The organism is Pedobacter sp. 01N310 (assembly GCF_056399805.1).
This window is the reverse complement of the sequence record NZ_JBFTSB010000006.1, coordinates 317071-339681: the sequence shown is the minus strand read 5'-3', so window position 1 is coordinate 339681 and position 22611 is coordinate 317071. Positions and strand designations below refer to the sequence as shown.

At 37.8% G+C, this 22611-nt stretch carries 22 protein-coding genes; 16 read left to right on the top strand and 6 right to left on the bottom strand.

Going from position 1 to position 22611, the window contains the following annotated elements; translation table 11 throughout:
* The first annotated feature begins 136 nt into the window (after nt 1–136).
* The 7 genes from AC1DNH_RS15195 to AC1DNH_RS15165 all read left to right on the top strand — a co-directional run bounded on the left by AC1DNH_RS15195 (nt 137) and on the right by AC1DNH_RS15165 (nt 6997).
* Nucleotides 137–1573 carry a S8 family peptidase gene (locus AC1DNH_RS15195; protein ID WP_477582962.1) on the top strand — a complete coding sequence of 479 codons (1437 nt, stop codon included), beginning with the start codon at nt 137–139 and terminating at the stop codon, nt 1571–1573.
* The gene (locus AC1DNH_RS15190; RefSeq protein ID WP_477609937.1) at nt 1570–1773 is read left to right on the top strand and encodes a hypothetical protein; all 204 of its coding nucleotides are present in this window, start codon (nt 1570–1572) and stop codon (nt 1771–1773) included. Before AC1DNH_RS15195 ends, AC1DNH_RS15190 begins: the two co-directional genes overlap by 4 nt.
* Before the next feature lie 406 nt (nt 1774–2179).
* Nucleotides 2180–3823: a glycine--tRNA ligase gene (locus AC1DNH_RS15185; RefSeq protein ID WP_477625482.1), complete on the top strand. Its 1644-nt coding sequence runs from the start codon at nt 2180–2182 to the stop codon at nt 3821–3823.
* A 196-nt stretch (nt 3824–4019) separates the two neighbouring features.
* Nucleotides 4020–4688: a 2'-5' RNA ligase family protein gene (locus AC1DNH_RS15180; RefSeq protein ID WP_477582956.1), complete on the top strand. Its 669-nt coding sequence runs from the start codon at nt 4020–4022 to the stop codon at nt 4686–4688.
* A gap of 30 nt (nt 4689–4718) precedes the next feature.
* The gene (locus AC1DNH_RS15175; RefSeq protein ID WP_477582954.1) at nt 4719–5597 is read left to right on the top strand and encodes a DUF6252 domain-containing protein; all 879 of its coding nucleotides are present in this window, start codon (nt 4719–4721) and stop codon (nt 5595–5597) included.
* A 141-nt stretch (nt 5598–5738) separates the two neighbouring features.
* Nucleotides 5739–6146 (top strand): helix-turn-helix domain-containing protein, encoded by a 408-nt coding sequence (locus AC1DNH_RS15170; protein WP_477582953.1) that lies wholly within the window; start codon nt 5739–5741, stop codon nt 6144–6146.
* 86 nt (nt 6147–6232) lie between these two features.
* Nucleotides 6233–6997 carry an SDR family oxidoreductase gene (locus AC1DNH_RS15165; RefSeq protein WP_477582951.1) on the top strand — a complete coding sequence of 255 codons (765 nt, stop codon included), beginning with the start codon at nt 6233–6235 and terminating at the stop codon, nt 6995–6997.
* 196 nt (nt 6998–7193) lie between these two features.
* Here AC1DNH_RS15165 and AC1DNH_RS15160 read toward each other — a convergent pair whose 3' ends face one another.
* Nucleotides 7194–8399, bottom strand: a complete 1206-nt coding sequence (locus AC1DNH_RS15160; protein ID WP_477582949.1) for a C40 family peptidase — start codon at nt 8397–8399, stop codon at nt 7194–7196.
* A gap of 138 nt (nt 8400–8537) precedes the next feature.
* Between AC1DNH_RS15160 and AC1DNH_RS15155 the strand changes: the two genes are divergently transcribed.
* The 6 genes from AC1DNH_RS15155 (at nt 8538) to AC1DNH_RS15130 (ending at nt 14670) form a co-directional block, all read left to right on the top strand.
* A complete protein-coding gene (locus AC1DNH_RS15155; RefSeq protein WP_477610975.1) occupies nt 8538–9227 on the top strand; it encodes a CAP domain-containing protein in 690 nt (229 codons plus the stop codon).
* 217 nt (nt 9228–9444) lie between these two features.
* Nucleotides 9445–9966 (top strand): GtrA family protein, encoded by a 522-nt coding sequence (locus tag AC1DNH_RS15150; RefSeq protein WP_477610976.1) that lies wholly within the window; start codon nt 9445–9447, stop codon nt 9964–9966.
* Between the two features lie 634 nt (nt 9967–10600).
* Nucleotides 10601–12382 carry an aromatic amino acid hydroxylase gene (locus AC1DNH_RS15145; RefSeq protein ID WP_477584074.1) on the top strand — a complete coding sequence of 594 codons (1782 nt, stop codon included), beginning with the start codon at nt 10601–10603 and terminating at the stop codon, nt 12380–12382.
* A gap of 404 nt (nt 12383–12786) precedes the next feature.
* Nucleotides 12787–13488: an SDR family oxidoreductase gene (locus tag AC1DNH_RS15140; RefSeq protein ID WP_477584076.1), complete on the top strand. Its 702-nt coding sequence runs from the start codon at nt 12787–12789 to the stop codon at nt 13486–13488.
* Nucleotides 13489–13539: 51 nt separating this feature from the next.
* Nucleotides 13540–13902 (top strand): magnetosome magnetite crystal formation protein family, encoded by a 363-nt coding sequence (locus AC1DNH_RS15135; RefSeq protein WP_029275413.1) that lies wholly within the window; start codon nt 13540–13542, stop codon nt 13900–13902.
* A 222-nt stretch (nt 13903–14124) separates the two neighbouring features.
* Nucleotides 14125–14670 (top strand): C40 family peptidase, encoded by a 546-nt coding sequence (locus AC1DNH_RS15130; protein WP_215125813.1) that lies wholly within the window; start codon nt 14125–14127, stop codon nt 14668–14670.
* A gap of 1 nt (nt 14671) precedes the next feature.
* Here AC1DNH_RS15130 and AC1DNH_RS15125 read toward each other — a convergent pair whose 3' ends face one another.
* From AC1DNH_RS15125 to AC1DNH_RS15110, 4 genes are all read right to left on the bottom strand, one after another.
* Nucleotides 14672–15277, bottom strand: coding sequence for a YdeI/OmpD-associated family protein (locus AC1DNH_RS15125; protein ID WP_477585448.1), 606 nt, complete (start codon nt 15275–15277; stop codon nt 14672–14674).
* Nucleotides 15278–15302: 25 nt separating this feature from the next.
* Nucleotides 15303–16190 carry a flavin reductase family protein gene (locus tag AC1DNH_RS15120; protein ID WP_477585446.1) on the bottom strand — a complete coding sequence of 296 codons (888 nt, stop codon included), beginning with the start codon at nt 16188–16190 and terminating at the stop codon, nt 15303–15305.
* Nucleotides 16191–16574: 384 nt separating this feature from the next.
* Nucleotides 16575–17570 carry a fumarylacetoacetate hydrolase family protein gene (locus tag AC1DNH_RS15115; protein WP_477625481.1) on the bottom strand — a complete coding sequence of 332 codons (996 nt, stop codon included), beginning with the start codon at nt 17568–17570 and terminating at the stop codon, nt 16575–16577.
* 67 nt (nt 17571–17637) lie between these two features.
* A complete protein-coding gene (locus AC1DNH_RS15110) occupies nt 17638–18093 on the bottom strand; it encodes a hypothetical protein (RefSeq protein ID WP_477585805.1) in 456 nt (151 codons plus the stop codon).
* Nucleotides 18094–18374: 281 nt separating this feature from the next.
* Here AC1DNH_RS15110 and AC1DNH_RS15105 point away from each other — a divergent pair, with 281 nt between their 5' ends.
* Together AC1DNH_RS15105 and hppD are read left to right on the top strand one after the other, a co-directional pair.
* Nucleotides 18375–19541 carry a homogentisate 1,2-dioxygenase gene (locus AC1DNH_RS15105; RefSeq protein ID WP_477625480.1) on the top strand — a complete coding sequence of 389 codons (1167 nt, stop codon included), beginning with the start codon at nt 18375–18377 and terminating at the stop codon, nt 19539–19541.
* 154 nt (nt 19542–19695) lie between these two features.
* Nucleotides 19696–20826: a 4-hydroxyphenylpyruvate dioxygenase gene (gene hppD, locus AC1DNH_RS15100; RefSeq protein WP_477585849.1), complete on the top strand. Its 1131-nt coding sequence runs from the start codon at nt 19696–19698 to the stop codon at nt 20824–20826.
* A 136-nt stretch (nt 20827–20962) separates the two neighbouring features.
* Here hppD and AC1DNH_RS15095 read toward each other — a convergent pair whose 3' ends face one another.
* A complete protein-coding gene (locus tag AC1DNH_RS15095) occupies nt 20963–21763 on the bottom strand; it encodes an energy transducer TonB (protein ID WP_477610988.1) in 801 nt (266 codons plus the stop codon).
* A 124-nt stretch (nt 21764–21887) separates the two neighbouring features.
* Here AC1DNH_RS15095 and AC1DNH_RS15090 point away from each other — a divergent pair, with 124 nt between their 5' ends.
* A complete protein-coding gene (locus tag AC1DNH_RS15090) occupies nt 21888–22361 on the top strand; it encodes a hypothetical protein (protein ID WP_477584281.1) in 474 nt (157 codons plus the stop codon).
* Nucleotides 22362–22611: the final 250 nt, after the last annotated feature.

The following is a 22611-nucleotide window of genomic DNA, read 5'->3' as shown; positions in this document are numbered from 1 at the left end:
TGATTTCTAGTGGTTTACCTAAGGTTTTTCTGCGCCAACTGTTTCAATTTTGGATTAGTGTTTAACAACAAAAAACACCAATGGGAATAAGCCGAAAATCCTGAATAGAGTAGGCAAAACTTAAAAAACTTAAACCATGTCAAAAACCTTGAAAAAAGAAGAAAAAGTAGAGTACACAGGAAGATACCTTGTACTATTACCAGAAGGATCCAACACCTCCGATTCTATTAACCAGATCAATTCTATTAGCGGACTGAACCTAAAAAGCTCTTTAGAATTTGAAAACGAGTTTTTCACAGATAAAGACCTCGCTAAAACTGATGGTATCATACTAGACAAGCTGGGAATTGCTATCGTAAACGAAAAACCGAAAATTGAAAATTCAATCAGCAGTTTAGGCGAAAGTGAAATGATTGTAGAAAAGGAAAGAGTAGTTTATGCCATTGGAATGCTGGATGAAAGTACTCAAAATTATGTAGAGGGTTACAGAGATGCGGTAAACCAAATGACCAATGTATTGGTTGGAACCGAAACAGAAGATTACAATTATGAAGAGCAAGAATCGGAAGTAGAATCTGTTGGTGCTACCTGGGGATTAAAAGCAACCAATGTTGTACCAACCAGCTTTTTAAGATACAACCCATACAATGGTGCAGGCATTAAAGTAGCCATATTGGATACAGGATTCGATTTCCATCATCCTGATTTTGCTGGCCGTCCTGTTGTTCATCAAAGTTTTATTAGCGGAGAAAGTACACAGGATGGACATGGCCACGGCACACACTGTACTGGTACCTCCTGTGGTCCTTCTAGTTCGCCATCGGCAACAGAAAGATACGGTATTGCTTATGCCGCCAGTATTTATATCGGAAAAGTTTTAAGCAATGGTGGTTCTGGTGGAGATGGAGGCATTCTTGCCGGCATTAACTGGGCAATTGCCAACCGTTGTGATGTGGTAAGCATGTCGTTAAGGGGCTTTGTAACCGGAGCAGGCTATTCTGCTGTTTTCGAAACCGCTGCTGCCCGCGCTTTAGCCCAAGGCACTTTAATTATTGCTGCTGCAGGAAACGATTCGGCAAGACCAGGCACTGTTAGACAGGTAATGCACCCTGCAAATTGCCCATCGATAATGGCTGTGGGTGCTGTAGATGTAAATATGAACGTAGCCGCTTTTTCTAACGGAGGCCTTTACCCAACTTATGGTGCTGTAGATATTGCTGCTCCAGGCGTTAACGTGTATTCTTCTACAAAACTGCCTACTAAGTATGCGAGCTGGAACGGAACCAGTATGGCTACCCCACATGTTGCAGGTATTGCCGCACTATGGGCACAGGCATCGGGCCTGAGAGGAATTAATTTGTGGAGAAAATTAACCTCAACTGCGAAAACGTTACCTTTACCTGGCAGAGATGTAGGTGCAGGATTGGTACAAGCGCCTACAAAAACAAGATTGATAAAATACCCAATTGATAGATTCCCGATTGATAAATTCCCAATTGATAAATTCCCAATTTTAGTTAATCCGAAATTCCCTATCGATCCAATTGGTCCAATTGAAAAAATTATAAGATGAAAACAAAATGGTTAATATCTGTAAAGGATAACACAATGGATTTAGTAGTTAAAGAACTCAAGGAAATCGGTGTTAACGATATCGAGGCTTTAGATTCAATTGGTGTAATCGTAATTGTTCCGGGCAATCATAAAATTGCAGATATCAAAAAAATTGATGGCGTATTAAGTGTTGAAGAGGAAAGGGACATCAGCATTTAAGCCAACAAAAACCTAATCACCCTCTTAATTTTAAAAATCGGTGTGACATTTAGTTTGCACCGATTTTTTTTTGCACCCTATATCTAAACATTAATAGTTTCACATTTCTAGCCACCTAAACCTGATTAAAGCGAGCACGAGTGTAACGATTAAAGCGGAAAGCAGGAGCTCCGAAACCGACTAGCACGACTATTGCTTTCCTAATTATTTTGAACCATAAAAGAGATTTAAGGGCGTATAAGCTGACAGGTAAAACACCTTTCGTCTGTTTCCGACCACCTAAGACAGCTTATAACACCTAAGTTATGTGCAGAAATTCTAAAATCCGCAGTTCCTTTACCATTGATCAAAAACCTTCAGTCTTATACCTTTAAACCCTCCGCCTTTTTATTATCTTTGCTGCATTATGGCTCAAAAGAATAACGACGAACAATTTAAAAATGTAATATCACACGCTAAAGAATACGGTTTTGTATTCCAGAGCAGCGAAATATATGATGGCTTAAGTTCCGTTTACGATTATGGCCAATTGGGTGCCGAGTTAAAAAACAACATTAAAACCTACTGGTGGAAAGCCATGGTACAAATGCATGAAAACATTGTTGGGATTGATTCTGCAATTTTTATGCACCCTAAGGTTTGGAAAGCCAGCGGACACGTTGATGGTTTTAACGACCCAATGATCGATAACAAGGATTCAAAAAAACGTTACCGAGCCGATCAGTTATTAGAGAATAAAATTGATGAGCTATATTCGGAACTGGCCAATTTCAGTGCAGAAAACAAAGCAAAATTTGAAGAATTTCAACAAGAAATATTGGGTTTAAGTGATGAAGGTCAGGCGAGCTGGGTACCAACGTTTAAAGATGAGGAAACGATTTTAGATCACAGTAAATATCCTTTTGTTGAGGAAGCGAGCTGGAGATTTGTTAAAAAGGGTTTAACGCTTGAAGTAGAAATGAACCTTGCGCTTAAATCTGAAAATTTAGCACAGCTAAAAGATTTAATTGTTGATTACAAAGTAATCTGCCCGATTTCTAAAACTTCTAACTGGACTGATGTGCGCCAGTTTAACCTGATGTTTAGCACACAATTTGGTGCAATGGCTGAAGGAAGCGATGAGGTTTATCTTCGTCCGGAAACAGCACAGGGTATTTTCGTAAACTTTTTAAATGTTCAAAAATCGGGAAGGATGAAAATTCCTTTCGGTATTGCGCAGATTGGTAAGGCTTTCAGAAATGAAGTAATTGCCCGCCAGTTTATTATGCGTATGCGCGAATTTGAGCAAATGGAAATGCAATTTTTTGTTCGCCCGGGTGAAGACAAAAAATGGTTCGAATACTGGAAAGAAGCACGCTTAAAATGGCACAAAGCTTTAGGTACTTCGCCCGAAAAATACCGTTACCATGACCACGTAAAATTAGCACACTATGCCAATGCGGCTACTGATATTGAATTCGAATTCCCATTCGGATTTAAAGAAGTTGAGGGGATCCATAGCCGTACCGATTTCGATTTAACGCAGCACCAGGAGTTTTCTGGCAAGAAAATGCAATATTTCGATAACGATTTAAATGAAGAAGGTAAACCTTATGGCAACTACGTTCCTTATGTTATCGAAACTTCTATCGGTTTAGACCGTATGTTCTTGTTAACCATGATTAATGCTTTTGAAGAGCAGGATTTAAGCACCGATGATAAACAGGATAGCCGTACGTTATTGCGTTTACATCCAGCCTTGGCGCCGTACAAAGTGGCTGTTTTCCCATTAACCAAAAAAGATGGTTTACCTGAAAAGGCCCGTGAGATTATGGATACTTTGAAATTTGATTTTAACTGTATTTATGAAGAGAAAGATGCTATCGGTAAACGTTACCGCCGTCAGGATGCTGTTGGTACACCTTTCTGTATTACGATTGATCACCAGAGTTTAGAAGATAACACCGTTACTATCCGCCACCGCGATAGTATGGCGCAAGAACGTGTAGCCATTGCCGATTTAGGAAACATAATAGGATCAGCAGTGAGTTGGAAAACTTTGTTGGCCTAATTTTAAATCTAACTTAGACACCTGATGGCGTCTAAGCTAGATTTATAATATTTGAGGGTATATCATAAGTTAATTTTCCCTTAATCTGTCACGTTGAGCCTGTCGAAACGCTTTACTACAAATCTAAGTAGGTCCTTCGACGGGCTCAGGATGACAATCCTATATTGGTGATACGCTTTCTTTTTGTGTACTAATAATGAATTTAGCCGAGCATTACCATAAACTTTATGCCGAATCAATCGCAGAGATATCTGCCGGAAATTATGAAACAGATCATTTAATCGATTCGGATACCGATCAGCGTTTTGGAATCACACTGGTAATCAGACCAGATGCTGCAACGAAAGGTAAAATCCAGCAGTTTTTAACTGAAGCAAAAGCAATTGAACCTGATCAATATTATTATCAGAATGCCGACATACACATTACCCTAATGTCTATCATTTCCTGTTATGAGGGCTTCGACTTAAAGCATATTCATGTTGAGGATTACATTCAACTCATCCAACAGGTTTTAGCCAGACATAAGCGTTTCAAGATTCAGTTTAAAGGACTTACGGCATCGGCATCCTGCATTTTAATTCAAGGTTTTTTAACCGATATCTTAAACGAAATCAGAGCTGGCTTTAAAAATTCAGATCTGCAACAGAGTATCGATAAACGTTATGCTATCCAAACTGCCCACGCTACCGTGATCCGTTTCAGATCGGAGTTAATCCATATAAACGCTTTGCTTAGTCTTATCGAAAAATACAGGGACTTTGATTTTGGCGCTTTTGAGGTGAAGCAGGTAGAATTGGTTTATAACGATTGGTACCAGCGGGAAAAATATGTTAAAAAATTGCATCAGTTTTCTTTATCTTAGCATATTAATTAATCCAACAAATTAACGCTCGTGAAATTACCTTTCAAATTATCGCTATTGGCACTAGTATGCCTTTTAATTACGTCATCTTGTAAAAAAGAAATCGATTACCATCAGGAATGGGCTTTATCTACAATGAGCGCAAAAGTTGATGGTGTTTTAGTGCAATGTACACTGGCTACTGCTCAGGTTTATGATGTAGGTGGAGAAATAAGTGTCCAAATCTCGGGTAACAAAGGAATTAATACCGGCTTTAGTTTACTGATCAGCAATTTTAAAGGTGTTGGCACCTATAATTTATCGGATAACAATATGGCGATTTACCTTTTGAGTACATCCGGATTACAAGATGCTTACATAGGCAATACATCAGGAACAATAAAGATAACCAGTTATTTAGCAGACAAATACATTAAGGGTACTTTTGCGTTTAAAGGAGAAAATCAATCTACTTCAACAAGCAAAACCATCAGCGAGGGGCAATTTATGATCAGCCTGGTTCCGGTTAAACTGCCCGAAACCAATAACAGTACTAATAATTTAAGTGCAAAGGTAGATGGCACCACAATTGGTTTTACCGGTGAAGCAATATCAATCAACACTCCAATTATTGGGAATTTACTTACCATTGTAACTATAAATGGTGATAAACGAATGATTCTTTCTGTAATAGATTATAAAGGCGTAGGCACATACGATCTCGTAACCGATGGAGTTGGATCTTACATGAAAGACCAAACACCTACAGGCTCATTTACTGCTACAAGCGGTACATTGGCGATTACAAGCGAAGCTGGTGGTAAATTAAAAGGAACATTTTCATTTAAAGCACCCAATGAAGATACGACTATTAATACATCAGTAACGGTTACAGACGGTACATTTGATCTACCCTTTAGCAAAAAATAAGAATTAACTTTTAAAATATAAAGCCGTTGATCTAAAAATCAGCGGTTTTTGCATTTAATAATCCTTTGGTCACAAATAACTTTCAGATTTCATATTCATTTTTCCGGATATTATATTTGTTTAAACAGCAATCGCTTTGATATGAAAATTCCACAGAAGTTTTTTGCCCGTCAACATGAAATCGCAGCCGATTTTTTGAAAGAGCTGGATAAACATTTAGACGATGTGGTATCGGGCAGGGTAACTGAGATGTTCGAAGTGAGGGATTTTGCCGAGCTTATTCATGTTCACCCCACACACTTAAGCAATACCATTAAATCGGCCACAGGCCACTCCCCCTGTTATTTCTTTGAAGAACGTTTAATGGAAATTTCAAAATCAATGTTACAGAATATAAGTATGCCTATTGCCGAAATTGCAAGAATATTAACCTACGATCCATCTAACTTTACCAAGTTTTTTAAACATTTCTCTGGCCAAACACCAAAACAGTACAGAGAAGCTTATTTCCAGTCTTTGACCGCAAATAAGGAAATTGTCACCATATAAAACTTAAACAGTCACCATTTTTACTTAAGCTGTCACCATTTTTATAGCTGTATTCCATCTAACTTTGTTTAACAAATTAAAAGAAAATGGAAACACAAAATAAAATAGCCCTGGTAACCGGTGGTAGCCGCGGATTAGGGAAAAATGCTGCTTTAAAAATTGCAGCAAAAGGAATTGGCGTAATTGTTACCTACCAATCTAAAAAAGAAGAAGCAGAAGCTACCGTTAACGAAATAAAACAGCTAGGGGTACAGGCCGCCGCGATACAGTTAAATGTAGCCGACACCAAAACTTTCGATGCTTTTTTTGTATCAGTTAAAGCTGTACTGAAATCTGTTTTTAATGCTGAAAAATTTGATTTTCTAATCAATAATGCAGGAATCGGCATTCATGCATCTTTTGCCGAAACTACCGAAGAACAATTTGATACTTTGATAAACATCCACTTTAAAGGAACTTTCTTTTTAACCCAAAAAGCTTTAACATTATTAAATGATGGCAGTGGGATTATTAATCTTTCTACTGGTTTGGCACGTTTTGCTACCCCTGGCTACGCAGCTTATGCATCGATGAAAGGTGCTGTGGAAACCTTAACAAGGTATGAGGCTAAAGAACTAGGTGTAAGAGGAATCAGAGTTAACGTTGTTGCTCCAGGTGCCATTGAAACTGATTTTGGAGGTGGTGTAGTGCGCGATAACGAGCAAATAAATGCAGGAATCGCCTCAAATACTGCCTTAGGCCGCGTAGGTTTGCCAGATGATATTGGTGGAGTGGTGGCCTTTTTATGTACTGAAGATGCGGGATGGATTAATGCGCAGCGAATTGAAGCATCAGGTGGTATGTTTTTGTAGTCTCAGCTTTAAGTTTGTAGCCACAACTTCTGTCTCAACACGAATTGTATCCTAAAGGAGATTTCACATCAGATGATGTCATGTTGAGCTTGTCGAAACACCTTAAAGAGTATTTTAAAAGGTCCTTCGACAAGCTCAGGATGACAAACCTATAATTATGATACAACCTCTTGAACATCTGCTTAAAACCCAACCGTTAATAAGCTGAGATTCCATACCAGTCATGTCGATCAACCCTTGTAATTTCGGAAGTACCAATCTGGTTCAGAAAACGTTTAGCACTAACCAGGGTTTTGCTTTCACGTTCATCAAAGTTAACTGCATCTGGTTTCAAACTGTTAATCCTAACCATTCCAGCTGATTGAATAAACTCGCCATCGCCCATATAAATAGCAGTATGTGTTATTCTTCCTCCGGATGTGCCTTTCAATTTTGCCGCGGCAAAAAACAATAGATCCCCTGCTTTTAAATTTTTAAGGCACTTAGTGAGGCTAATCGAATCTCCTTCTAAAACAGGTATATCTTCTCCAACCAAAGCTTGTTGCGAGGCGTCTCTCGGAATAATGATTCCATTCAGGAAATAGCTTGTTTTGGTAAAACCACTACAATCTACCCCTTTGATAGATGTGCCACCCCAAAGATAGGGCACGCCAATTAATGTTTTTGCAGTTGTTAAAATAGCTTCCGCATTTGGATTAGGTTTTTTCAGCCAATCTGAAAACAATTTGGCATCAGTTTTTTTAATGTAGCCCGTCCGTTTATCGGGAAAAACAACTTGATAATAAGCTTTTTCTTCGCCAGTTAATACTAAGATATTGCCATTTACTAAATCGGAAACCCGTGAGGAGTTCATATCTGCTTTGCTAAAAGCATGACCAAAGTCGGAAGTAAAAATAATCCGTTTTGATTTTTTCCACTCCTCAAAGGCCGTCTTATCCATAATACTTACAGCGGTAGCATCAGTCCATGAAAGGTAACCATCAGGTGTACGTACCAAATAATAACCGCCTTGTTTCTTTAATACTTGCACAGGTGTGCCCAAAATCATCTGCGTCATCATTTCTGCCGCATTTTGAGGGGCTGCTCTATTGTTACAGACCGAAAGATTGGCTAATCCATATTCCATCCCAGCTAAACTGTTTGAAGGAAGGAGTGTATTTATTTTAACGAAACCCTTAAAATCTTTACTTTGGTTATTTAGTGCCTCGAGCACTTGCGCCGAGGTACTTTCTGCAAAAACAGTATCTCCTTTAAATTGAATATTAAAATAAACAGACCGTTTATCTGGGGCAAATTCTTTCTTTATATGATTCGAAACTGTTCTAATTGCTGCCGTATCAACCTGCGCCTTTAAGGAAACCGCAAAATTTAATAAACAGCCTAATATTAATATTCCTTTCATCATCGTTTTCTAAAACTAAAATTACGCATATTCACTTTGCCTTATCAGGTAAAGGCTGTAACTAATTGCTTACGCGATATTATTTTAAAAAACGAGAAATAAAAAAAATTAAAAGACGTTATCCATGAAAATCATCCTATGTTTAAAATACTTGTACCTGCCCTTTTGCTCTTATTTTTTTCCAGCCAGGTTAATGCTCAAAAATGGACTGATGCCGAATTCCGCAAAGCGAATACCGCAGCAAATACTTCTTATTTAAATAACGAAGAAAAAAACATTGTGATGTATATGAACTTGATCCGCCTAGATGGCGAAAAGTTTTATTATACGTTTTTAGAAGACTATATCAATAACTACAATGCTAAAGTGCGGAAGTACAGAAATTACAATGAGCTCAGGATTACCCGAAATAATTCCTACTACACTTCTTTACTTAAACATTTGCGTGGCGTAAAAAACCTGCAGCTATTTTATCCTGATGATAAATTAACATCATTAAGCAGGAGCCATGCACAGGATTTGAACAGGAATAATCTCGATACGCACGAAAGTAGTAACGGAGATAAATTTTCGAAACGATTATCCAGGTATTTCGCCAATAAAGCTATGAGCGAAAATATCGATTTCGGTTACTCGAACAGTTTAGATATTGTTTGCCATTTGTTGTTAGATTGTGGCGTACCTTCTCTTGGCCACCGCTTTAATTTACTTGATCAAAAATACAAGCTCAATACCGTTGGCGTAAGCATACAGCCCCACCCCTCTTATACCTGGTGCGCAGTAATCGATTTTGTTGCACAACCTACATATTACTCCAATAACGAGTAAATTGCATAAATAATCTTATTTCTGTGGCAATAAAAATTTAATTGTAAATTGCGCCCAACAACAAAGGGTGCACGATAAATGCATATTTCAAGGCCACCACGTCCTGCTGAACTCGTTTCAGCATCTTTATCGCAGGAAAGATCCTGAAATAAATTCAGGATGACGACCGCTTATGCATTTGGTGAAGCCCAATAATAACAACGAACAGTTTTAAGTAATGCGCAAAATAATTTTAGCCGTAATAGATTTTTTTCACCCTCCTTTTAAAAAATTTATTTCTTTACACAATTTTAGGTATCTGGCCACTGGTGGCGGTACTTTGCTGTTAGGAATCTTAAGTTATTATTTTGCTTACTTTTTCATTTTTAAAACCGAAGAAGTAGATTTTGGGGTAATTGTACTACAGAGAGAAACCGCATCGCTATTGGTCGATTATGCCGTTGCTATTCCAACCAGTTTTTTGCTTAATAAGTATGTGATATTTACCCATAGCGAATTAAAAGGGAGGGTTCAGCTTTTTAGGTTTTTAAACCTTCAATTCATTAACATACTGGCCAATTATGTTTTATTGAAGTTTTTGTTGGAACTTTTAAGAGATTATCCAACTTTAGCGATGCTCTCGAGAATACTGGTATCGGTTTTAATGGCACTTTTCAGTTACCTCTATCAGCACTACTTTACGTTTAGCGTTAAAAAAATCGGAGAAAAAAAGCAAAAAAACATTAATAGTCCTAAATAATTGTTTCTCATGGAGGCACTGATAAAAAGAGTTGGGTCGATCAGAAGTATCGTCATTTCGACCATAGTGTTCCAAAGGAACTACTTTGGAGGAGAATCTTTAAATTTGATTTCAATAACATAGTTTAAAGATCTCTCCACTCCGCGGTGCTTCGGTCGAGATGACGACTTTCTAATAAATTGCTTTTTAAGCTTATCCTTTTTGTGGAAAGCAGTTACAGCAGCATTTTCGGTTTCTACAATCCCGCCTTTAATCAAGTCCTCACTCGTACCTCGTTCCAAGCTTTACGTTCCAGTCGGGTTTAGGTGGCCACAACATTACTCCTATTTTCGCTGTTTAGCAACATGCAGGAAAAACCAGGTTCATCAGCATAAGCCTTTGTACCTAAACGGGATGGAAGCGGTATCCTTTTGCGATCACCCTGGGTGGAGTCGAAGGGCAGCAAAAGATATAGCAAACAGCCCGACAGAACCTTCCCGATGAAATACGACAGCATCTTTTCTAATGATTAATCCATCATTTTCCCGCCTAAAACCTTTATTACTTTCGCCTGTTAATTTATCCAGCCACTTTCTTGATAAGATAAAAACAACATCATAACTTAGCTGCCGACCAACTTATTTTCAGATTAACCATGAGCCATTTTAATGATTTTAATAATGCGCAGGTAACAAAATTGCCCAATCATTTAAAGCAATTTATTGTTGCCCAAAATTACAAAAAATACACACCAATAGATCAAGCAGTGTGGCGTTACGTAATGCGTCAGAATTATAGCTATCTTAAAAATGTTGCTTACTACCCTTACATAAAAGGCTTACAACGAGCTGGTTTAAGTATTGAACACATTCCCGACCTGCAAACCATGAACGACAATCTGGGCAAGATTAGTTGGGGCGCCGTTACTGTTGATGGATTTATTCCGCCAGCTGCTTTTATGGAATATCAGGCTTACCGTGTACTGGTAATTGCTGCCGATATCCGCCAGATTAATCACATTGAATATACACCAGCCCCAGATATTATACACGAAAGTGCTGGCCATGCACCTATTATTGCCGATACGGATTACAATAATTATTTAAGTTATTTTGGCTCAATTGGTGCAAAAGCCATGTTTTCGGCAAAGGATTTTGAACTTTACGAGGCCATTAGGAAACTATCGATTCTGAAGGAAGCCATAGATACAGATGAGTTTCAGATTGCCAAGGCAGAAAAAGAGCTGCGCTACATCAGCGAAAACATGGGCGAACCTTCTGAAATGGCTTTACTTGGTCGCTTGCACTGGTGGACGGTTGAGTATGGTTTGATTGGCACTTTAGAAAACCCAAAAATTTATGGTGCTGGTTTGCTTTCTTCTATTGGTGAAAGTGCAACCTGTATGCAAAAAGATGTGGAGAAACTTTGGTATAATATCGATACGATTAATTACGCTTACGATATTACCAAGCCACAGCCGCAGCTTTTTGTAACCGAAACATTCCATAATCTTATTGATGTTTTGGAAACCTTTGCCAATACCATGGCCTTTAGAAAAGGCGGCACAGAAAGCATTATGAAAGCAATTGCCTGTAAAAATGTAGCCACAGCGGTTTATAGTTCGGGCTTACAGGTAAGCGGTGCATTTACCGATATTGGTGTGGGTACAAAAGATGAGGTAACCTTTATTAAAACAACCGGTCCTTCGGCATTGGCTTTTAACGGAAAACAATTGAGCGGCCATGGGAAAGATTACCACGCTGATGGTTTTTCATCTCCTGTTGGTCGGTTAAAAGATGCTCCAAAAGCACTGGAAGATTATAGTATAGCTGAATTACAGGGTTTAGGGATAATTACAGGTGAAAAAACTGAACTTTTATTTGAAAGCGGCATTAAAGTAATTGGTGTGATTAAGGACATTATTACCGATAGCAACAAGCTCCTTTTAATTGGCTTTAAAGACTGTACAGTTACAGAGCGCAATGGAAATATCTTGTTTAAACCCGAATGGGGCATTTATGATATGGCGATAGGCGAAACCATTGTTTCAGTTTTTAATGGAGCTGCCGATAAAGACGCTTACGAAGAAATTACGTTAATTAGTAATGAAAAAACACATCAGATTACTTATGATGATAAGACTTTAAAACTGCACGGTTTATACCAAACGGTTAGAGAGATCAGGGAAAGTGGCGAAGGTTTGGATAAACTTGCCGAAATTTTCGCACAACTAAAATCGAACCATAGGCAGGATTGGCTTTGTGCATTGGAAATCCTGGAGATTATTTACCATAAAAAGATTTATCATCAGCTGGAAAAGGAAATTCAGGTCTATCTGGAAATAAAAGCTGGCAGGGAGCTTGATCATACGAAATTGATCAGCGATGGCTTACATGTAATTAAAAACCCGGTAAGTCAGCTGATTGTGGAGGATTGATTTATCGCTATAATAAGTCGGTCGTCACCCTGAACCGAGCCTTAGCGAGCTCACCGAAGGTAATTTATTTCAGGGTCTTAATGCAAAATAGATGCTGACCACGTAGTAGCTACAAGACAATTGAAAATGCTACTTCTACTTGTAAAATAAATTCAGCATGACGAACTTATCGTTCAAATACCTTAAATTTCTTATTAGTAATTAATTCCAATCATCCTTATTTATAACGAGGACGACTGACAACCACATTTGCAACATAATGTGTAAATTAAGTAATGTAATCGCTATGTTCTAATCCTTGCAAACATGGTTCTATTTGACTTACTCTTTTTTTCCTAACTTTGATTTCATCAGGTTAGGAACATTCGGCCTTTTAACTTTACAACAATTTTTAACTTTTTTTAATGAACATTATAATTACAGGTGCAAGTAGTGGAATCGGTTTCGAAACTGCTTTAGAGTTTAGCTTACAGAAAGAGAACAAAATTGTAGCCATTGCCCGATCGGCAGATAAACTGCGTAAACTCTTAGAAATTGCTAAAGGCATTAATCCAGACTGTACACTTTTACCAGTAGAATTTGACATTGTAAATGATGACTATGCCGCATTAGTTCCATTTTTAAAAGAACGATTAGGATCTGTTGATATCTTAATTAACAATGCAGGGGCCTTAATTAATAAACCTTTTTTAGAAACCACAGAAATTGATCTGGGTGAAATGTTACAAAGCAATGTGATCGCACACTTCAGGATGATTCAGCATATTTTACCTCTAATGCAAAGCGGAAGCCACATTGTAAACATCGGTAGTATGGGTGGTTTTCAAGGGAGCGTTAAATTCCCAGGACTTTCAGCTTACTCGGCAAGTAAAGCAGCGCTGCACACCTTAACTGAATGTTTGGCCTTCGAATTGGCTGAAACAGGAATCAAAATCAATTGTCTTGCATTAGGATCGGCACAAACGGAAATGCTTGAAGCTGCTTTCCCTGGTTACCAAAGCCCGGTTATGGCCTTCGAAATGGGGAAATATGTTACCGACTTTGCTAAAACCGGACACAAATTCTTTAATGGAAAGATTTTACCTGTTGCTGTTACCACACCATAATATCCATATTATTTAGTAATTTACGTGCTAAATCGAAAAACTAAAAAACCTATGGAAACAAACTCACCTTTTAAAACAGCCGATAGTGGAAAAAATGCAGCAATTGTTAGTTACATTTTCCTTATTGGCTGGCTAGTATCGTACTTTGCGATGTACAAAGACAACAAAACAGCGTTATCAAGTTATCATTTAAGGCAATCTCTGTTACTGCATTTGGGTATTATTGTGATTAATGTGGCCTTAACGATAATTATCATGATTTTACCAACGGCAATTTTAGGATACCTAAGCTATCTGGTGTACATTGTTTACATTATTTTTATCATTTTGGGTGCCGTTAGCGCAAATAATAGTGAGCAGAAAGCATTGCCACTCATTGGAGATAAAGCACAAACCATGTTCCCAAGTATTTAATCGAAAACAAATATTTTAATTATTAGGGCTGTATCCTAAATTGTAATTCCATTCGAATTTGTCACGTTGAGCTTGTCGAAACGCCTTGCGAGACATTTTAAAAGGTCCTTCGACAGGCTCAGGATGACAATTCTATATTTATGATACAGCCTTGTTTTATTTGCACTCATTTTCAACATTTTAATCGACTTTGGATATTTTTTATATCTTTGGTTCCTACATATGAAGAAAATAATAGTCCCGATTGCGTTTTTCATTTTGTCTGCCACGGCAGGAAAATCCCAAACCATCATCCCGGCTCAGTACCAGGAGTTAGTTAAAAAGCTCGTTGCCAGCCTCCCTAAAGAGGATAAACCATCAAACAATTCGTCGGCTAAACAATCTGAAAGTTTAATCGATTTTGCTAAAAGCATGTTAGGTATCCCCTATCGTTATGCAACAAGTAATCCTAAAGTTGGTTTCGATTGCTCTGGCTTTGTGAGTTATGTTTTCAGTAATTTTGGTTTTAAGGTTCCACGTTCTTCGCGGGAGTTTAGCTACGCGGGTAAAGAAACCAGCTTGGAAAACGCAAAAGTAGGCGATGTATTGATTTTTACAGGCAGTAATTCAAGAATAAGAAGAATCGGTCATGTTGGGATTGTTTATTCCATTGATGAAAACGGGATCAAGTTTATCCATGCCTCTTCGGGTAAAGTACATCAGGTAACCATTACAGATTTTGATGGCCATTATAAGGCCCGTTTCATGAAAATTGTAAGTATTATATAACTTACTTTTTATATTTCCACATTCTTGTTTTACCTTCTGCGAGCCATTCCAGTGTGGTATCCAATCGTTTTTGTTTAGTTGCCTCTGTTTTAGCTTCCTCAAGCCACATTACATATTCCTTTTTATTGGATAAGCTAAAATTCTGAAATACGGCTAGGGCCTTAGGATCATCTTTTAATGCTTCAATAAAATATTCGGGAATAATGAGTTCTTTCTGTACTGTAGATTTTGGCTTTGCCGGCAACTTTACATTATCCTCATTTAATTTAATTGCCTGTTGTATGTAAGCAATCAGGATCTCATCTGAAGGTAAATCTTCCAAAGATGTTATTTTCCCTAACAAACCCATCGCTTCAGACCGTTCTTTAAAAATGCCGTACTCATCTTGCATTAACGATCCCTTCCAAAAACCAAATGCACAATGGTGTTTAAAGGACGCCATATGACAAACTGTGCCTTTGAAATCGAAGAATGGCATACTCCACTTCATTTTTTCTTCAATCCGTCCATCGGCTTTATGTACCAGATTCCTTAAATGATCTAAAATGGGGATCGCAAATTCTGCCGAATTAATGATGTACTGATCTACCTGAACGATTGTATGCATAGCCTTAAAAATTACCTTACTAAATTTAAAGTAAAACTACCTTTAAAGCAAGTTCTACCGCTCCGTTATGAAGAAACTTTTTTGCCAGTTCGTGCAGCTCTCTTTCGCGGTTGGTTGTATCACCTATGGTAGCATCGAGCACTTCTTTTACTTCTGGATGGGTACTGATCAGGTCGATTTCTTCGTCGCTCGGTAAATGTTCAACGTTTCCAAGCATTCCAAGGTCATTTCCTGATAATACTTTAGAAAAACGGACCGAATGTGGTAAACGGTCTACACCGATGCCTAATTTAGCGAGGGGTTTAGCCACTTTAAATAAATTGTCGTTTGTAACCCTACAGTACCAATCGCCACCTAATCGGGCTACAAGATCGATTTTATGTTGATCAATCCGACCATTTTCATCTAAAATAGCTTCGTTAATATGAATCACTTTTATTTCAGCCAGCACGAGGTTTCCTGCACCATGATGATCGCCTAATGAAATCACTTCATTTACAACACATTCAAACTGCACCGGTGCTTCTGCTACCCTGGGTGGCAGGACCAGATCAGATTTCAACATGGTAAATCCCGCTTTCTCGAACTCGTTTACGCCTTTAGCGTATTCGGTACTAGCCAAACTCATTTGCTGCACCATATCGTAGTTTACAATATTAATGACGCATTCTTTAACCTGCAATACGTTTTCTAAGCTATGTTTGGTGGTATTATCACGCACTCTTCTTGACGGGGAAAAAATACAGATCGGCGGATTTGTACTAAACATATTAAAGAAACTGAAGGGGCTTAAATTAATATTCCCTTCGGCATCGATAGTTGAGGCAAAGCAGATCGGTCGCGGAGCGATAGCGTATTGCAAATAATTTTGCAGCTCTACGGGGGTTAAATCTTCGGTTTTAAGTGATACCAAAACTTTAAATGATTAAATTTTATAATTATGTTTTTGGAAAACAAATGCAGTGGTTAGTGGGAAACAGCAGTCCCGCTATGCGCTATATTCCCGATGAAAAATCGGGAGATAACGCTACTATCGGGTTTAGTTAAAAGGTTAGCCTAAGTAATTTAAACCTGAATCCCTTTTGATGATATTTTTTCTCTAGGTTTTCGCAACGGTCGTCATGCTGAACTTGTTTTACAAGTAGAAGTAGCATTTTCAATTGTCTTGTAGCTACTACGTGGCCAGCATCTAACCAGATAGATCCTGAACTGAATTCAGGATGACGACCGCCTTAATAATTAATCTAGAATTAAATAAATTATCTCTAAATAAATATCATCAATTTAAAGAACCTTTTTACTTCTTCAAGGCCAAAATCGAAAAATCGGTATCTGCTTTAGTAATCGTATTGGTTAAAGCACCAAGGCCTGTTATTTCCATTTCCACAACATCACCAGGCTGTAGCCACTGTACTTTATAATTTGGATCGTTAAGCAAACCAGTCCCGTTTAATTCCAAGAAACAACCCGTACCTACTGTTCCTGAACCAATTACATCCCCAGGAAGAATATCTACACCGTAAGCACAACGCTCTATAATTTCGGCAAATGTCCAGTCCATATCAGCGGCATTCCCTTTCGAAACTTCGATGCCATTTACCCGGCAGGTCATTTTAAGGTCGTAAGCATTACCAACATGTCCGTCTTTAGGCGCAACTTTATATTGCAATAATTCATCAGGCGTTACCAACCATGGACCAATTACCGTAGAAAAATCTTTTCCTTTTGCAGGGCCCAAATTCAGCAACATCTCCTCCATCTGCAAAGTACGGGCACTCATATCGTTCATTACCATGTAACCGGCAATGTATTCATCAGCCTCAGCAGCTTTAATATTTCTACCTTTTTTACCAATAACAATCGCAACCTCTAATTCGAAATCCAGTTTATCAAAATGATCTGGCATACATTCAATTTCGCCAGTACCCTGAATAGCGTTGTGGTTGGTGAAATAAAAGATCGGATACTCATCGAATTGAGGGATCATATCAACCTTTCTGTTTCTACGTGCCGCAGCAACATGCTGTCTGAAAGCGTATCCATCGCGACAACTGGTAGGATGCGGAACAGGGGCTAAAATCTCGTAAAAAATTTCTTCTTTAGCGGCTAAACTACCATCTTTTATTTGATCGTCTATCCTTTTTGCTCTTTCCATTAACACTTCACCACCTTGCAAAAACGTAGTCATATTATCTGGAAGCAATTTATCGCAACTATTTAAGTTATAAATATGTCCGTTAATAAATATACCAAGATGCTCCCTGTCTTCGGTTTTATAAGATACTAGTTTCATATATGATTTGGTTAAATATGCGGTAAAGCTAAGAAATTAGGCCATTCAAAATAAAACTTAAGCGTTATTATTTTAACACAGTGTATTTCTGAAGGTTTGATTTAATTAAAGGAAAATCTTTTGCCTGAAGTGCTTTATAATGTTTTTTGTTGGAGAGTAAACCACCAATTAACATTCCACCCGATACACCAACAGGCACACCTGCAGCAATAAGCACCACCGACTCGACCAATTTATCACTTTTTGCGGCCAATGCAAAAAATGTTAAACCTCCGGCAATGGCAAGCGGTGCGGCTATCCCTTTACGATGAATGTATAATGCACTGATACTGTCGGCACTTAATTTTATGGTATCCTTCCGGTTTCTGATAATTGTTAAACCATCATCGGCTGCAGCGTAAAAAGAACCTCTTGTGGCTTTTCCACTTCGGTCTATAACCCTAATGGTGTACTTGGCATTTTGTTGCGCAAAAGTGGCATAGCTCAAGGCTAAAAAAAATAAGCATGTAAAAATAAATTTCATCGGGATGATCATATAGTAAGTAATTAAAGGTAATTAAAATTTCAACTTTTAAATAAAATACTTACCTTAGTGCCATTAAAACCATGATCTTAAAAGCATTACATATTAATCTAGTAAACGACGCTATTGCTGCCCGTCGCTATAAGATGCTATCCAAGCTGATCATGGCTCAATATTCTCTGTAATATTTACTCCATCTTCTTTTTTAATTGAAACGCATTACCGTTTTGATTGTTAATTCATTAGGATTTTTTCTTTTCTAACCATAACAACATTTTATTATGCCTATTTATCATAAATTGGGGCAGATTCCAGCTAAACGTCACACGGTTTTTCGTAAACCTGATGGAAATCTCTATGCCGAAGAATTGGTATCAACCGAAGGTTTTTCGAGTTTATATTCATTGGTTTATCATTGTCACCCGCCAACCATTGTTAAACATCTGGGCGAAGCATACAGTGTTGAGCCAAAAATTGCACGCGAAAAACACCTGAAACACACGAGTTTAATCGGTTTCAATATTAAACCTGAAGATGATTTTCTAAAAAGCAGAAAAGCCGTTCTGGTAAATAGCGATTTACACATCGTTTTGGCAGCGCCGAGAAAATCGATGACCGATTATTTCTACAAAAACAGCCAGGCTGACGAGATGATCTTCATACATGAAGGTTCTGGAAAGCTGAAAACAGGATTTGGAGAAATTAAGTTTGCTTATGGCGATTATCTGATCATCCCGAGAGGAACCATTTACCAGATGGAGTTTGATAATGAACAAAACAGGTTGTTCATTGTGGAAAGTTTTAGTCCGTTAAGACCGCCAAAAAGATATTTAAATCAGTTTGGACAGCTAATGGAACACGCACCTTACTGTGAGCGTGATTTAAGATTACCCGAAAACCTGCAAACCTTTGATGAATATGGCGATTTTAAGGTATTAATTAAAAAACAAGGGTTAATTTATCCATATACCTACGGTACACATCCTTTTGATTATGTAGGCTGGGACGGTTATCATTACCCATATGCTTTCTCTATCCACGATTTTGAGCCGATAACAGGCCGTTTACACCAACCACCTCCGGTTCACCAAACTTTCGAAGGACACAATTTTGTAGTTTGTTCTTTTGTTCCCCGCAAATACGATTATCACCCTGATTCTATTCCTGCGCCTTACAACCATAGCAATGTAGATAGCGATGAAGTGCTTTATTATGTAGATGGTGATTTTATGAGCCGCAAAAGTGTGGTTAAAGGGCAGATTACCTTACACCCTGGAGGTATTCCACATGGGCCACACCCGGGTACCGTAGAAAAATCGATCGGAAAAGAAAAAACAGATGAACTGGCGGTAATGATCGATCCTTTTAAACCTTTAATGCTTACACAGGATGCCCTGGATATCGAGGACGAAAATTACCACAAAAGTTGGCAGATTAACATAGAGTAAAGTTAGGATGATTAAGATTTCGGGATTATAGGATTTAAGCTCTTTAAAGTAACATGCACAGTTAACCGATTTAAACAATTAAGCGGTTAACCATTTAAAAATAACAACACATCCGACTTCGGCCTCCCCGACCTCGGACATAATAACAACAACAATGGAAACACAAACATTCGCAGAAAAAATATCAAAAGCACCAGATTTTCTGCCTATTAACGGAACAGATTATATCGAATTTTATGTAGGTAATGCTAAACAAGCGGCTCACTACTACAAAACTGCATTTGGTTTTCAAAGCCTGGCTTATGCCGGACCAGAAACTGGTGTACGTGACCGTTCATCATATGTATTGCAGCAGGGTAAAATCAGATTGATCTTAACCACAGCATTAAAATCAGATCATCCAATAGCAGAGCATGTAAAAAAACATGGCGATGGGGTAAAAGTATTAGCCCTTTGGGTAGACGATGCCTATAGCGCCTTTGAAGAAACCACAAAACGTGGTGCGAAACCCTATTTGGCTCCTCAAACTTTAACTGATGAAAATGGTGAAGTTCGGATGAGCGGTATTTATACTTATGGCGAAACTGTACACATGTTTATTGAGCGTAAAAATTATAATGGAACCTTTATGCCGGGTTACCGTGTATGGGAAAGCGATTATCAACCTGCCGATGCGGGTCTTTTATATATCGATCATTGTGTGGGTAACGTAGGTTGGAACCGCATGAATGAAGCCGTACAATGGTACGAAGATGTAATGGGCTTCGTAAATATCTTATCTTTTGATGATAAGCAGATCAATACTGAATACTCGGCTTTGATGAGTAAAGTAATGAGTAATGGAAATGGCTATTCGAAATTCCCGATTAACGAACCTGCTGAGGGGAAAAAGAAATCGCAAATTGAAGAATACCTGGAATATTATGAGGGTGAAGGCGTTCAGCACATTGCTGTGGCCACTAAAGATATTGTTAAAACAGTTAAAGAACTGAAAGCACGTGGGGTGGAGTTTTTAAGTGCACCACCAGAGGCCTATTACGACATGATGCCGCAACGCGTAGGTAAAATTGATGAAGAAATAGCATTGCTAGAAAGCCTGGGCATTTTGGTCGATTGTGATGAAGAAGGCTATTTACTACAGATTTTCACAAAACCAGTTGAAGACCGCCCTACCCTGTTCTTCGAAATTATTCAGCGTAAAGGTGCACAAAGTTTTGGTGCGGGCAACTTTAAAGCCTTATTTGAATCGTTAGAACGCGAACAGGAATTAAGAGGTAATCTGTAACACTACCTAATTAACAAGGCAATCAGAATATCTGGCTGCCTTGTTAATTTTATTATTTAATGAAGTCCTTCGACAGGCTCAGGATGACAATACTATTTTTGTACTGGCACTCCTTCTATTCTTTTAGAAATTATATTTAAGGATTTGGCAATCTGCATTCTGCGAAGTAGCTGAATTTTGTACTTACGGTTTGGCCATTTTTGATGGCTGCATTCCATTTTGGGCAGTCTTTTATTACCTTTTTCACTATTTCATCCAAGCCAAAACCTAAACCTCTTACTATTTTAACGTCTCTAACATCGCCATCATAATCTATTTTAAAACTAAAGTATACTTTTCCTTCTACTTTGTTTTTTAATGCTTCTTCTGAGTATTTAATGTTTTCAGAGAAATATGCCTGAAGTGCTTTATATCCTCCCGGGAAATTAGGTGGTGTGTCTACTTCTTCAATCTTATACGTAGAATTGTCAGGTACAGTTTGCTTATGAGGGCTACCCATCGACATAATATTCAAACCATTTAACTTAATATAATCAGCTGGAATAATTGGTTTTTCTTGCACCAATGTATTTTGTTTGTTTTCCATTTGAAATACAACATCAATGCAATATTTCCCATTTATGGTTTTGGACAGTCCTGTGTAAGCGGAAATTAAATTTTTAACGTTTTCACTCAGCCCTTCCAAATTTAAAACAGTTTCTACGTTTAGTATTTGGCCGTTTTCCACTTGAAAAAGAAAAGTAGTTGTTCCCTGTAAATTACTAAATAATGCTTTAGAAGGATATGGCACTTTAGCGGCCAAATATTTATAAAGACCTACGAACTGACTTTTTTGCTGTTCTTTTTCCGAATCAGATACATTTTGAGCAAATATTGGTAAAGATGTGATTAACAGGATGGATAGTACACTTAAAGTGAAGAGTTTACGGTAATTCATTGTTATTTTTTTAAAACGTAAATATATCATTTCATTTATTGTCTGTTAAAACTTTTCAAATAATATTATTGACGAATAATTCTTTAAATTTAAATACACACAAATATTTAAACCTTAAAGAATTATGAAAACAAAACTAATGCTGGCCTTATTGCTGGCTGCATCCATTAATGGCTTCACCCAAACAAAAGCCGAAACTGTTAAAAACATCAACCAACTATTAGCAAAAGCTATAGGCGGAACCGATCGTATTTTACGTAAGGGAATAGAAACCACGTTTACAATTACAGCAAATTCATTTTATATTGATGAAGAAATGAATTATGGAGTTTTTACAGTTGGAAAAAGCTTTGCCAGTTCGGATAATGCCAAAGAAGAAACCACCAACAAATCGCAAATAAACGTCTGGAAAGGCTTCAAAGTTAGCTTGGAACAGACCAGCACAAAAATCAAATCAATCTATCCGGTTTTTGACAAAGGCGAAGATGAGCCCGATAACGATAAAAATGGAATTAGATATTATTGTTTAGCTGGTGATGAAGAAAAATTGGTAGCGGCATTAACGCATCTGCAAGGGATCTATTCGAGAAAACAATAAACTTAATAAGCCAAAAGCCAGGAAGATATTGCTGGCTTTTCATTTTTATTTTCGCGACGTAACATAAGCAGGACTATAGCGATAAGGTTTAGTTTTCTTCACTAAAACTTCATAATTGAAGTGCACCTTTGAAATAACAAAACACGAAGCGATTTCAATTTTGTTAAATTCTAAAAACTCATAATTAGTTTTTTAGTTTTCCGGTTACCCTTATCTGATACCTCATGTATTGCAAAATACATGAGGTTTT

Bases quoted from the DNA above. Each gene is read 5' to 3' on its own strand.
- AC1DNH_RS15090 (WP_477584281.1), top strand. From the start codon at position 21,888: ATGAAAACAAAACTAATGCTGGCCTTATTGCTGGCTGCATCCATTAAT.
- AC1DNH_RS15180 (WP_477582956.1), top strand. From the start codon at position 4,020: ATGAATTTAGCCGAGCATTACCATAAACTTTATGCCGAATCAATCGCA.
- AC1DNH_RS15095 (WP_477610988.1), bottom strand. From the start codon at position 21,763: ATGAATTACCGTAAACTCTTCACTTTAAGTGTACTATCCATCCTGTTA.
- AC1DNH_RS15145 (WP_477584074.1), top strand. From the start codon at position 10,601: ATGAGCCATTTTAATGATTTTAATAATGCGCAGGTAACAAAATTGCCC.
- AC1DNH_RS15105 (WP_477625480.1), top strand. From the start codon at position 18,375: ATGCCTATTTATCATAAATTGGGGCAGATTCCAGCTAAACGTCACACG.
- AC1DNH_RS15155 (WP_477610975.1), top strand. From the start codon at position 8,538: ATGTTTAAAATACTTGTACCTGCCCTTTTGCTCTTATTTTTTTCCAGC.
- AC1DNH_RS15160 (WP_477582949.1), bottom strand. From the start codon at position 8,399: ATGAAAGGAATATTAATATTAGGCTGTTTATTAAATTTTGCGGTTTCC.
- AC1DNH_RS15110 (WP_477585805.1), bottom strand. From the start codon at position 18,093: ATGAAATTTATTTTTACATGCTTATTTTTTTTAGCCTTGAGCTATGCC.
- AC1DNH_RS15170 (WP_477582953.1), top strand. From the start codon at position 5,739: ATGAAAATTCCACAGAAGTTTTTTGCCCGTCAACATGAAATCGCAGCC.
- hppD (WP_477585849.1), top strand. From the start codon at position 19,696: ATGGAAACACAAACATTCGCAGAAAAAATATCAAAAGCACCAGATTTT.
- AC1DNH_RS15165 (WP_477582951.1), top strand. From the start codon at position 6,233: ATGGAAACACAAAATAAAATAGCCCTGGTAACCGGTGGTAGCCGCGGA.
- AC1DNH_RS15130 (WP_215125813.1), top strand. From the start codon at position 14,125: ATGAAGAAAATAATAGTCCCGATTGCGTTTTTCATTTTGTCTGCCACG.
- AC1DNH_RS15190 (WP_477609937.1), top strand. From the start codon at position 1,570: ATGAAAACAAAATGGTTAATATCTGTAAAGGATAACACAATGGATTTA.
- AC1DNH_RS15115 (WP_477625481.1), bottom strand. From the start codon at position 17,570: ATGAAACTAGTATCTTATAAAACCGAAGACAGGGAGCATCTTGGTATA.
- AC1DNH_RS15195 (WP_477582962.1), top strand. From the start codon at position 137: ATGTCAAAAACCTTGAAAAAAGAAGAAAAAGTAGAGTACACAGGAAGA.
- AC1DNH_RS15185 (WP_477625482.1), top strand. From the start codon at position 2,180: ATGGCTCAAAAGAATAACGACGAACAATTTAAAAATGTAATATCACAC.
- AC1DNH_RS15125 (WP_477585448.1), bottom strand. From the start codon at position 15,277: ATGCATACAATCGTTCAGGTAGATCAGTACATCATTAATTCGGCAGAA.
- AC1DNH_RS15140 (WP_477584076.1), top strand. From the start codon at position 12,787: ATGAACATTATAATTACAGGTGCAAGTAGTGGAATCGGTTTCGAAACT.
- AC1DNH_RS15135 (WP_029275413.1), top strand. From the start codon at position 13,540: ATGGAAACAAACTCACCTTTTAAAACAGCCGATAGTGGAAAAAATGCA.
- AC1DNH_RS15150 (WP_477610976.1), top strand. From the start codon at position 9,445: ATGCGCAAAATAATTTTAGCCGTAATAGATTTTTTTCACCCTCCTTTT.